At 42.2% G+C, this 12,123-nt stretch carries 11 protein-coding genes; 7 read left to right on the top strand and 4 right to left on the bottom strand.

The window, feature by feature from the left end; genetic code table 11:
- Positions 1–10 precede the first annotated feature (10 nt).
- Complete coding sequence (locus tag NZ848_RS14140) at positions 11–1,405, bottom strand: MBL fold metallo-hydrolase (protein ID WP_259016024.1); 1,395 nt, start codon at positions 1,403–1,405, stop codon at positions 11–13.
- 180 nt (positions 1,406–1,585) lie between these two features.
- On the bottom strand, positions 1,586–3,079 hold the full coding sequence (locus NZ848_RS14135; RefSeq protein WP_259016023.1) for a GH3 auxin-responsive promoter family protein: 1,494 nt from the start codon (positions 3,077–3,079) through the stop codon (positions 1,586–1,588).
- Between the two features lie 328 nt (positions 3,080–3,407).
- On the opposite strand from NZ848_RS14135, the gene NZ848_RS14130 reads away from it, so the two are divergent.
- The 5 genes from NZ848_RS14130 to NZ848_RS14110 all read left to right on the top strand — a co-directional run bounded on the left by NZ848_RS14130 (position 3,408) and on the right by NZ848_RS14110 (position 9,045).
- The gene (locus NZ848_RS14130) at positions 3,408–4,439 is read left to right on the top strand and encodes a rod shape-determining protein (protein WP_101728069.1); all 1,032 of its coding nucleotides are present in this window, start codon (positions 3,408–3,410) and stop codon (positions 4,437–4,439) included.
- Between the two features lie 72 nt (positions 4,440–4,511).
- On the top strand, positions 4,512–5,375 hold the full coding sequence (gene mreC / locus NZ848_RS14125) for a rod shape-determining protein MreC (RefSeq protein WP_259016022.1): 864 nt from the start codon (positions 4,512–4,514) through the stop codon (positions 5,373–5,375).
- Positions 5,376–5,440: 65 nt separating this feature from the next.
- Positions 5,441–5,947 (top strand): hypothetical protein, encoded by a 507-nt coding sequence (locus NZ848_RS14120; protein ID WP_253529367.1) that lies wholly within the window; start codon positions 5,441–5,443, stop codon positions 5,945–5,947.
- A 70-nt stretch (positions 5,948–6,017) separates the two neighbouring features.
- Positions 6,018–7,211, top strand: a complete 1,194-nt coding sequence (locus NZ848_RS14115; RefSeq protein ID WP_259016021.1) for a serine hydrolase domain-containing protein — start codon at positions 6,018–6,020, stop codon at positions 7,209–7,211.
- Between the two features lie 58 nt (positions 7,212–7,269).
- Entirely contained in the window at positions 7,270–9,045 is a 1,776-nt protein-coding gene (locus NZ848_RS14110; RefSeq protein ID WP_259016019.1) for a MutS-related protein, read from the top strand.
- A gap of 1 nt (position 9,046) precedes the next feature.
- On the opposite strand, the gene NZ848_RS14105 is transcribed toward NZ848_RS14110, so the two are convergent.
- The gene (locus NZ848_RS14105) at positions 9,047–9,781 is read right to left on the bottom strand and encodes a polyprenol monophosphomannose synthase (protein WP_101728064.1); all 735 of its coding nucleotides are present in this window, start codon (positions 9,779–9,781) and stop codon (positions 9,047–9,049) included.
- Positions 9,782–9,807: 26 nt separating this feature from the next.
- Positions 9,808–10,167 (bottom strand): DUF4296 domain-containing protein, encoded by a 360-nt coding sequence (locus NZ848_RS14100; protein ID WP_259016018.1) that lies wholly within the window; start codon positions 10,165–10,167, stop codon positions 9,808–9,810.
- Between the two features lie 117 nt (positions 10,168–10,284).
- On the opposite strand from NZ848_RS14100, the gene NZ848_RS14095 reads away from it, so the two are divergent.
- A complete protein-coding gene (locus NZ848_RS14095) occupies positions 10,285–11,148 on the top strand; it encodes a DUF58 domain-containing protein (RefSeq protein WP_259016017.1) in 864 nt (287 codons plus the stop codon).
- Between the two features lie 49 nt (positions 11,149–11,197).
- Positions 11,198–12,079 carry a hypothetical protein gene (locus tag NZ848_RS14090; RefSeq protein WP_259016016.1) on the top strand — a complete coding sequence of 294 codons (882 nt, stop codon included), beginning with the start codon at positions 11,198–11,200 and terminating at the stop codon, positions 12,077–12,079.
- Positions 12,080–12,123 lie beyond the last annotated feature (44 nt).

The raw sequence follows: 12,123 nt of genomic DNA, 5'->3' as shown, positions 1-12,123 counted from the left end.
TGCCGGATTTTTAGTTTGTGACAACGGTGTTTGACACCGGCAGAAACTGCCTGATGGCTCCTATGCCACCATCAACATTTATGACGTTATCGAAACCCCTTGATTTTAAGATTGAACTGGCAATCATAGACCGGTAACCACCTGCGCAGTGTATGTAGTTGGTCTGGTCTTTAGAAAACTCGGCCATGTTTTCGCTGATGTAAGCCAGCGGAATATTCGTTGCACCGGCTAAAAACCCGGTCTCAAACTCAGTAGCCTTGCGCACATCTTTTACCAGTTTATTGCCGTTTTTATATTCTTCGGCAAATTGCTCTGCCGAAATAGAAACAATACTATCAGTTTCTTTGCCCGCTGCCTGCCAGGCTTCTATGCCGCCCTTCAGGTAGCCTATAATGTTATCATAACCAACTCTTGATAAGCGCGTAATTACCTCTTGCTCTGTGCCGTCGTTGGCTAAAAAAAGTATCGGCTGATTAATATCGGTTATCAGCGTGCCAACCCAGGGTGCAAAGTCGCCTTTCAGGCCAATATTGATACTGTTGGGTACAAAGGCATCTTTAAAGTACTCTGGCTGGCGGGTGTCTATAATTACCGCGCCGGTTTCGTTGGCTGCTGCCTCAAAAGCCTCTGGCGACAATGGTTGCATGCCGGTCTGCATTACGGCTTCCAGGCTTGCTGACCCTGCTTTGTTTAGCTGCACATTTTTAGGGAAATAATAAGGCGGAGGCGTTAAACCATCTGTTACGGCATTGATGAACGCTTCTTTGGTTTGTTGCTGCAAAGCGTAGTTTACCTGTTTCTGATTGCCGAGGGTGTCGTAGGTTTCTTTGCTCATGTTTTTGCCGCATGCCGAGCCTGCACCGTGTGCCGGATACACAATCAGGTGGTTGGGCAGGGGCATAATCTTTTCATGCAACGAATCATATAAATAACCTGCCAGGTCTTCAACCGTTAGGTCCGACTTCTGGGCCAGGTCTGGTCTGCCCACGTCGCCTATAAAAAGGGTATCGCCGGTAAAAATGCAGTATTCTTTTCCTTGTTCGTCAAACAAAAGATAACAGGAAGACTCCATGGTGTGCCCCGGTGTATGCAGCACTTTTATTTTTATTTCGCCCAATTGAAATGTTTGTCCGTCGGTGGCAATGATACTTTCAAAAGCAGGATTGGCATTGGGGCCATAAATAATGGGCGCCTGTGTTTTTTGCGAAAGCTCGAGATGCCCCGATACGAAATCGGCATGAAAATGGGTTTCAAATATGTATTTTATGGTGGCTCCGTCTTTACGGGCTTTGTTGAGGTAGGTGTTTACTTCACGCAGCGGGTCTATAATGGCAGCTTCTCCGTCTGATTCAATATAATAGGCACCCTGAGCCAGGCAGCCCGTATAGATTTGTTCGACTTTCATGCTTTTGTTGATGTGTTCTGTTTGCTTTTGTCAACGTGAATTTATAAAAAATTGTTCATCTGCCATTCATCAGGTGCCGAATCAACAAGATACTTCAGCAGCCCGGTCAAAAAAAAACTTACCCCGCGCAAAGCGCAGGGCCAGCCAAAACTATTGATTAATGATTGAGATGGCAATCGGCTAAACCATTTTGCCAAGCACGTCGGCAATTTTGCGGTCGTTGGATAAACGAGGGACTTTATTCTGCCCACCCAGTTTACCTTGAGAACGCATATAGGTAATAAAGGCATCGCGTTTCAGCGGTGTAATAACCAGGCGCTGAAGAATGCTTCCGGTTATGAGGTCGTCGTAATAAACATTCAGTTCGGTCATTCGTTTGTCGAGGTCTTCGGCAAACTGAGCTATGTTTTTTGGCGGTGTGGCAAATTCAATAAGCCATTCATGGTAAGGCAAACCCTCTGCCGGGCTTACCATTGGCGCCACTGTAAACTCAATCAGTTCTACTTCCGGATGGCGTTCGCAGGCAAACTTCATTGCTTTTTCTACTTCTTCCCCAATCACGTGTTCGCCAAAGGCTGAAATAAAATGCTTGATACGGCCCGATACTATTACTTTATAAGGGTCAAGGGATACGAACTTTACGGTGTCGCCGATAGAGTAACCCCATAAGCCTGCATTATTGTTTATTACGAGCGCGTAGTTCTTACCCAGTTCAACCTGCTCAATGCTCAGGCGGGTTGGTTTTTCGTTGAAATATTCGTCAATAGGTATAAATTCATAGAAAATGCCGGTGTCTAACAGCAGCAGCATTCCTGGGTCGCCCTGTTTATCCTGATAGGCAAAGAATCCCTCAGAAGCCGGAAAAAGCTCTACCGAATCAATTTTTTTGCCGATAGACTCATACAGTTTAGCGCGGTAGGGTTCAAAATTAACACCGCCATAAACGAACAATTCAAAATTAGGGAACACATCTTTTATCTTTTTGCCCGTACGAGCCTGAATGCGGTCGAAGTACATCTGTACCCAGGGCGGAATACCCGATATGAGGCTCATGGGCTGATTGATGGTTTCATCAATTATTTTCTCCAGTTTTTCTTCCCAGTCTTCAATGCAATTGGTTTCAAAAGACGGCATCCGGTTGCTTTGCAGATAAGCAGGTACGTGATGGGTAGAGATTCCGGACAGACGGCCTATATGTATGCCGTTTTTTTCTTTCAGCTCCGGGCTACCAGATAAAAAGATAAGCTTGTGGTCCAGAAACTGCGATTTACCTGTCTCATGAATATAATTGAGCAAAGCGTTTTTGGCCGAGTTAATATGATTATGGATAGAGTCTTTTGAAATAGGGATATATTTGGTGCCAGAGGTAGTACCAGAGGTTTTAGCGAAGTAGAGAGGTTTACCCGGCCAGAGAACATCTTCACGGCCGTCGAGAATCAGATTAACATAATCTTTTATGTCTTCGTAGTCTCTTACAGCAACCGCCTGCTTGAAATTGTCATAAGACCTGATATCCTTAAAATAATGGTCTTTGCCAAAGGCGGTATCGGTTGCTTTTTCAACCAGCGTTTTTCTCCATCCGGCCTGCACTTCTGCCGAACGGGCCATCCATTTTTTTTGCCGGGCAACAACATAAGCTGCCAGCGGTTTGCTTAAAATTGACCGTATTCCCATAATGTGGCAAATATAGGAGTTTAGAATAAATATTGTTCACAGGTCGTTATTAGTTTGGTAAGTTTTAATACTGCATTGCTTGCCAGTACATAAAAAAGAAGGTAAAAGCGCCGTAGAAACGATTAAGCGGCGCCATGCCAACATACTGCGAAAATTAAGGGCCTAAACTTAAGGAAAATAAAAAAACGGCGGGGTTCTATGCCCTGCAAAGTATTTATATTATTCGGCCAATTAAAAAGTAAAAAATTTATTTTTCACAGAAGTTTGCAAATAATAATTGTAAATTTGCGGGCAAATTTAAAAAACTTATTAACTCATAAAGCTCAATATGGCTGGATTGTTTAATTTTCTCACGAGTGACATCGCGATTGATCTGGGTACGGCAAATACCCTTATTATCTACAAAGACCAGATAGTTGTAGATGAACCCTCAATTATTGCTTTAGACAAGATTACCGGAAAAGTGTTGGCCATTGGTCATAAAGCAATGCAAATGCATGAAAAAACGAACGAAAATATAAAAACTATCCGTCCGTTAAAAGATGGTGTAATTGCTGACTTTACCGCCGCCGAATTGATGATTCGGGGAATGATAAAAATGATTGAAACTGGTCGTAACTGGTTTTTTTCACCATCGCACCGCATGGTGGTTTGTATTCCGTCAGGCATTACTGAGGTTGAAAAACGTGCGGTAAAAGATTCATGCGAGCACGCCGGAGCCAAAGAGGTTTACATGGTGCACGAGCCCATTGCAGCAGCTATTGGTATTGGCATTGATATAGAACAACCCAATGGCTCAATGATTGCCGATATTGGTGGTGGTACTACCGAAATTGCAGTAATAGCGCTTTCGGGTATTGTGTGTGAGGCGTCTATCCGTATTGCGGGTGATTTATTTACGAGAGATATTGTTGATTACATGCGCCGCGAGCATAACCTTTTGATTGGTGAGCGTTCGGCAGAATTTATTAAAATTCAGGTAGGAGCAGCTTTGCCAGACCTGGATAATCCGCCGGCTGATATCGAAATCCGTGGCCGTGACCTGATGACGGGTATTCCGAAAGAAATTAAAGTAACTTACAGCGAGATTGCCTATGCCCTTGACAAATCAATTTCTAAAATTGAAGAGGCTATCATGCGTGCATTAGAGATGTCTCCACCAGAGCTTTCTGCAGATATTTACGAAAACGGCATCTACCTTACCGGTGGTGGCGCCTTGTTGCATGGTTTAGACAAGCGTCTGGCTATAAAAACAAAATTACCTATCCATGTGGCCGACGACCCGCTTCGTGCCGTGGTGCGCGGTACCGGAGAAGTGTTGAAAAATATTGAGAAATACAGAGCCGTTATTGTTCAGTAGATTTAGTAATCTTCAAACTATAAGCTACGGGTTGTATTACTCGTAGCTTATAGTTTTAATTTATAAAGACTTATGTCGCAACTCTTCCGTCTGATATATCGGATACGAAATTTCCTGTTGTTTGTGATTTTAGAAATGCTGAGTTTCTGGCTGATAGTGAAGAACGATTATTACTGGGATGTCTCATTCTTTAATACCTCAAACTACTACGCTGCCAAAACCCTGGAGGTATCAAACTATGTGAAGAGTTATATGAACCTCGGTAATGTAAACGAGCAGCTGGTAACCGAAAATGCCGAGCTGAAGCGCGCCATGATTGCCATGCAGGAATTAAAAGGCCGCGAGGGAGACTATTACAAGGTAGATTCGGCCTATGCCTCCCGGTTTGAATTTAAGGTTGCCAAGGTTGTTAATAATACGGTTAACTTGTCTAAGAACTACCTTACTATTAACAAGGGTAAGCTAGACGGCATTGAACCCGGTATGGGCGTTATTTGTCCGCAAGGTGTGGTTGGGCAGGTTATGCAATGTTCAGACCACTTCTCGCGTGTGTATTCCATTCTGCATTCAGAATTTAATGTTTCAAGCGAGGTAAGAAGCGAAGCCCTGCGCGCCAAAAATGAAAAAGCATTAGGTATTGCCAAATGGGAAGGGCTGGACCCCCGGTCTATTGAGCTGACAACTATCGGGCGATTCAAGCCTATCAAGAAAGGTGACTCCGTGATGACATCTGAACAGAACGTGATTTTCCCTTCAGGAACCATGGTGGGTAGAATCAGTAAAATAGGCACAAAGCAAGATGAAGCATTTTTTGATATTGAGGTAGAGCTGGCAACTGATTTTCAGAACATATCGTACGTGTATGTAGTGAATAACAAGTTGAAAAAAGAGCAGGAAAAACTCGAAGAATCGACCAGACCCGAAGTTAAAAAATAATATTGCAGACCAGCCATACAGCGGGTACCCGTTGTGCATTGTATCAATTATACGCAAGACTTTAAATGAACTCCCAGACCGTCATAAAGTTAATAGTAACCTTTTTCATTTACCTCATCTTACAGATAGTGGTGCTCCGCAATTTTGTATTTTTTGATGTGGCCTTCTGTTTTGTATATGTTGCCTGTATACTATTGTTGCCTTATGAGATTCCGACCCTCTGGGTTATTCTGATAAGTTTTCTTACCGGTTTGCTGGTTGATATTTTCTATAATACAGCCGGGGTGCATGCAGCTGCAAGCGTGCTGGTAGGGTATAGCCGCGGCAGCATTGTTAAGTTTTTGCTTCCAACCAAAGGTATTGATAACGAGATAGTCATCTCATTGAAAGACATGGGAGCAGAGCGATTTGTGAGATATATTTTCATACTTACCCTTATACATCACACGGCTCTGTTTTTTATAGAAGCGGGCGGGTTTACGTTTTTTCTTATTACCATTCTCAAGGTAATCAGCAGTGTTGTGTTTACTTCATTTATGATTATTATTCTGCAGTACGTTAGAGGAAACTGACAGGCCATTAAAAACGATTTTTTTAATCGTATAAAAAGTAATTGTAAAACTTATTTATTGGGTTTTAAAAATGCGTTTTCAGCTATATATTCTTGCCATTCTATTTTCTGTTTTCAGTTTTTCTTGTCAACAAAAATCTACTGATGCTTCTTCGTCTGAACCATCCGTAGACAGCGCTGCTATCCGAAAGAGAGAAGCACGTATCAGAAAAGACATCAAAGCCGATATAAAAGCCGGGCTGATTGAAGAAGTAATGAAAAAGAAACAGGCACAGGGCTTTAACGGAACCGTACTGGTTGCACAGAAGGGGATTGTAGTTTACCAAAACGCTTATGGCTACGCCAATTTTAAAGACACCGTCCGAAATACCCTGCAATCTAAATTTCAGCTGGCCTCACTATCCAAAACATTTACGGCTGTAGCTGTAATGAAACTGAGCGAGCAAGGCAAACTTGGGCTTGACAACACAGTTAAAGACTATTACCCCGATTTCCCCTATGAGGGTGTAACCATCAGAAGTCTGCTATGCCACCGCTCAGGTTTACCTTATTATCAGTATACTTTTGATAAGGTTGTAAGAGGAGACAAAATTTACCCAACCAACCAGGAAATGATGAAGTGGTTTGCTACTACTAAACCTACTCCGGCAATTTTTAACCTGCCCGATCATTTCTTTAGTTACAACAATACCAATTTTGCCATTTTAGCGGCACTGGTAGAGAAAGTAACAGGTATGGGCTTTGACCAATACATGCGCCAGAACATTTTTGTGCCGCTGGGCATGAAAGATTCTTTCATTGCTACCTCTAAAAATGACTCGCTCAATATCAACCGTACCTATGGGTACCAGTTCGGGCAAAGGTTACCAAAAGATTATTATGACGATATAACCGGCGACAAAGGCGTGTTTTCAACCGCCGGTGATTTGCTGAAATGGTATAATGCTTTAAGAGATAACAGGATTATATCGAAGGAATCGTTGAAAGAAATGATTCTTCCAAGGAGTTTTGAGTATCCTGGTTTGCGCAATTATGGCTACGGATTCAGGCTATGGGTGAATGCCAAACAACAAACCGACTACGTGTACCACACCGGCTGGTGGAAAGGCTACAATACCATTATGTTTTTTGACTTGCGTGAGGATTTCGTAATTATACTGCTGAGCAATCGCTACAACCGTTCGGTGTACAATATAAAAGAGATTGTTGATATTATGAATGAAGGTAAGAAATCAACAGTAGAAGAAAATATACTGGACGAGTAAGAACTTTTTTATTCAAAGGCAGGTATTAGATACACCGGGTAAAACCTAAAAAAACAAAATGAAGAGCTATCAGCCCATCGCAGACCACGCTACTGCATATATAAAAAAAAACAAATCAACCTCTTCTATCATTTCTTATCTGCGGCTTTTTCTGGCCATTGCCGGGTTATACATTCTGTTTGTTATCATTAGAGACGGTTCTTCTGTTGTGCTTGTTACAGGCGCCGTTTTGGTGCTTGCCTGTTTTTTGTTTTTTGTGAACTATCACCAGAAGATTATTGAGCGCATAGAATTTCATGAGTCTATGCTCAAAGTCTGCGAAAATGAAACAGCGGCTGTAAATGGTGTCTATGACCAGTTTGAAGATGGAAAGGAGTACCACGATAAGTCACATTTTTTTTCGTTCGACCTTGATATATTCGGAAGGCATTCGCTATTTCAGTTACTGAACCGAACCGTTACCCAGTCGGGCAGGGATACGCTGGCCCGGCAGTTGAAATTCCCTTTTTTGCAAAGACAAGCCATTGAAGATAGACAAACGGCCATTGCCGAACTAGGCAATAAAGTAGCTTGGAGGGTTGATTTTCTTGCAACGGGCAACCTGCTTGAAAAAGACGAAAAGAGATACCAGGAGCTTCTTAAATGGCTAAAAACAGAACCAGTTGATTTACTGGGCAGATACAGATTTTTACTTTGGCTGGTGCCGGCCATCAATGCCATTTTATTGGGCTTGTGGTTGTTTGATATAATTACGTTCAGGGTATGGCTGCTTACATTGATAGCCCAATCAGTTTTTTCTTTTGTGAATCAGAAGAAACTGAGCTCACTTTATTTGAATATCAGCAAAAATGCTTCCAATCTGCAGAAATACACAGAGTTGTTCAGGTTGATTGAGAATGAGCCATTTTCTGCTACTTTATTGAGTAGTCAACAGGCAGAACTGTCAAAACCTGTGCAGACATCGGTTATTATACAAAAACTGGCTACAGTATCGGCCTATTTTGCCATCCGTAACAGTGTATTTGCCCCTGTTTTGAATGCTTTGTTTCTGTGGGATTACCAATGTGCGCACCGTTTTGAAAGCTGGAAAGTTCAGTACAACGATTCAATACTGAACGCCTTTACAATACTGCATGAATGGGAAGCGCTGATAAGCGTTGCCTGCTTCAACTTTGCCAACGATGGCTACACCGTGCCTCAGATTTCAGACACCGTGATACTTGATGCCACACAGATGGGGCATCCGCTGCTAAAAAAGGGCAAAAGCGTAAACAACGATTTCAGCATTAATAAAGAGGAGCAGATATTTATCGTTACCGGAGCCAATATGGCGGGTAAAAGTACTTTTTTACGTGCCATAGGTGCTAATATGATATTGGCTATGACAGGCGCTAACGTCAGAGCCGAAAGGTTTGTGTTTAAGCCGATGCAGGTTTATACCTGTATGCGCATCTCTGATTCAATAGATGAGGGCGAGTCATATTTCCATGCCGAATTGCTCCGCTTGCAACAGGTTGTAAACCTGCTGGCGTCGGGGCATGAGTTATTTGTGATTCTGGATGAGTTGCTAAAAGGCACAAATTCAAAAGACAAGTTGCGGGGCTCTGAATTGTTTCTTGAAAAGCTGGTGCAGTATAAAACTGTTTTTGGCATGATAGCCACACACGACCTGGACCTAACGGCCATGGCTACGCAGTATCCTGAAAAAATAAAGAATATCTGTTTTGAAATAATTATAGAAAACGACAAAATGCGGTTTGATTACAAGCTAAGAGCAGGCGTAACTCAAAACATGAATGCCTTGTTTCTGATGAAACAGATGGGCATTGTGTAGTTTATCTCTTGAAACTTTTAAACCAGCTCCATACTTTCATCATAATTACACCAAATACCGCTTCTCTGAAAATCTTGGTCGACATCTTCGAAACTCCTTTGGTGCGGTCGGTAAAAATAATAGGTACTTCAGTGATATTGAATTTATAAAGGAAGGCGTTAAATTTCATTTCAATCTGAAACGCATAACCAACAAATGTAATTTTGTGTAGCGGTATGGTTTGCAGTACTTCACGCCTGTAGCAGATAAACCCGGCGGTAGGATCCATTATTTTCATACCCGTTACAAATCTTACATATACGCCTGCAAAATAAGACATTAGCACACGCCCGATAGGCCAGTTAACAACGTTTACACCCTTGATATACCTCGAGCCCACGGCCACATCAAAACCATCTATTTTGCAGGCTTTGTATAACCTTACCAGGTCTTCAGGGTTGTGCGAAAAATCAGCATCCATTTCATAGATAAATGCATATTTTTTTTCGATAGCCCATTTAAAACCATGTATATAGGCAGTACCCAGGCCGAGTTTTCCGCTGCGCTCAACCAGATGCAGTTCGTTCGGAAACTCCTTCTGTAACTCTTTCACCTTAAGGCCTGTACCGTCAGGAGAACCATCATCAATTATCAGAATATCAAATGCTTCATCCAGATTGAAAACTTTTCTGATAATGGCTTCAATGTTCTCAATTTCGTTATAAGTGGGTATAATAACCAGGTTGTCTTTAAACATTTACTTTTATTTGTGTTGCGGTTGCTTCAATCTGTTTTTATTTGTTTTTTCTGCTTTCGTTCGTCCAGTATATTCAGGGTTTCGTCATACACTTTCACCATCAGTCCCGGATTCTTCACGTAAAATTTATAGCTGTTTTTATACTGTGCAGTATCTACTTTGTATTTGGCCATTATTCGGCGTTCCAGTTCAATATACGCCACCCGGGTTGAATCATAATCATTAAAAGTGAGCCTGTTTACCTTAGCCTCTGTCAGGTGCACATCTGCCAGAATCTTAGCCATGGTTTTCATGTCAATTACATCTGCCGGTATTTTGGGGTCTGGTATACATGAAGCGAGCGCTGAAATAAGAGCTAAATGTAAGATTATTTTTTTTGTCAGCATTTTCACTTTATCTTCGTTTTCAGATTAAACAACAAATTACGGAAAAAAATAAGAGATTGAGTACGTTAAAGTTTGTTAATCGATTAAAAAGAATGGTAAGTAAATTCTGAAAGACAGGTGGTTGAGGATATCATTTCGAAATTAAATAAGTACGAAATTAAGATACGCAAGGCAGTAGACTCACAAATGCACGGAAACTTCCGGTCGGTATTTAAGGGTTCAGGCCTTGAGTTCAGCGACTTGCGTACCTATCAGTATGGAGATGATGTACGAGCCATAGACTGGATTACCACCGCCAAAGGCCACGGTGCCTATGTGAAGATTTTTAAGGAAGAAAAAGAGCAGACGGTCTTTTTTATGCTCGATGTGAGCGCGTCGCAGGAGGTAGGAAATAACGGCCAGCTGAAGCTGGATACCGCCAAAGAAATATGCGGGGTGTTGTCGCTTTCGGCTATTAAAGAGGCAGGGCATGTAGGGCTATATTGTTTTTCTGACCAGAAAGAGCTGTATTTTAAACCATCTAACGGTATGAAACACGGCTACGAAATTATTCTGAGTCTGTTTAAAATGAAGCCGCTTTCGCAGCAGACCGACATAACGTCGGCCATCGGATTCGCACTCAATATCTTAAAGCGCCGGAGCGTTGTTTTTCTGATATCTGATTTTCTTGACCACAATTATGAGCATAACCTGAAAGCCCTTGCCCGTAAACATGACCTGGTGGTGATACACATTTATGACCAGCGGGAAATAAAGCTGCCAAGCCTTGGGATTATCCCGGTTTTAGATAAAGAAAGCAAAAAAACGGTGTGGCTCAATACTTCATCTCCCAGATTCAAACGGGAAATGAAAGAGATGTTTGAAAATAATCAGGAACGGCTGGAAAAACTCTGCAAACAACATAATGCCAATTATCTGGCCATTGACTCACGCGAAGATTATGTTTCAAAGCTTATACAATTGTTCAGAGTCAGAAAATAACATCATGCGGGGTAATCGTCTGTTTTATACAAAAGAAATTCGGTGGGCTATGCGCATGGTACTTAGCACGCTTTTTTATTTTGTTATGTGTGCAGGAGCAGACCTGTTTGCGCAGAAACCCAAAGGCCGTTTTCTGACGGATAGTGTAGAACTGGGCCGCCCTTTTGACTACGCCCTGAGTTATAAACATGCTCCTGCAGAGGAGGTGTTCTTCCCCGATACCACCTATAATTTCTACCCCTTTGAAATGGTACGGCGCAATTATTTTACAACCAGTACCAATAACAACAAGAGCCTCGATAGCGTGGTGTATACGCTGGTAACCTTTGATATCAGCAAAACGCAGAAATTCAGCCTGCCTGTTTATTTATTGGGTAAAAAAGACTGCACGGCTGTTTTTGCAAGCCTTGATTCGGTTTTTCTGAAGGAGATGATAAAATCAGACACCGACTCGCTCTCTTTAAAGACAGACACAACGCTGATGCCCTTGCAGCAGCAGGTTAACTATCCGAAAATTCTGGGATACATCTTGGGTTTGCTGTGCTTTCTGGGCATTATATATGCCCTTTTTGGCAAGTGGATTGAGAAACAATACAGACTTTTTCTTTTTAGCCGGCGTCATAAAGATTTTGTGAGCAGCTACCGTAAAATTGCACGCGGCACATTAGACAGCGCCAATATTGCCCGGGCATTGGTTATGTGGAAAGAACACCTGGAATGGCTGGAAGACCGGCCTTATACCTCATACACCAGTAAAGAAATTATCAACAGGTTGCCAAGCGAATCGTTAGAGGAGTCGCTACGGGATGTTGACACAGCAATTTATGGGGGGATACTTTCTACCTATATGCCTTTAGCAATGAACGTTTTGTTAGACACGGCTGTTGAATTATACCGGAAACGCAGAGAAGAACTAATTTTGAACTCATAAATAAGGGTATCTCCGGTTAGGTACTCGGTTATTAAGCACAGCAT

It is taken from the genome of Emticicia fluvialis (genome assembly GCF_024793945.1).
GTDB classification, from domain to species: domain Bacteria; phylum Bacteroidota; class Bacteroidia; order Cytophagales; family Spirosomataceae; genus Emticicia; species Emticicia fluvialis.
The sequence above is the reverse complement of the archived record's forward strand: the minus strand, read 5'-3'. Positions and strand labels throughout refer to the sequence as shown.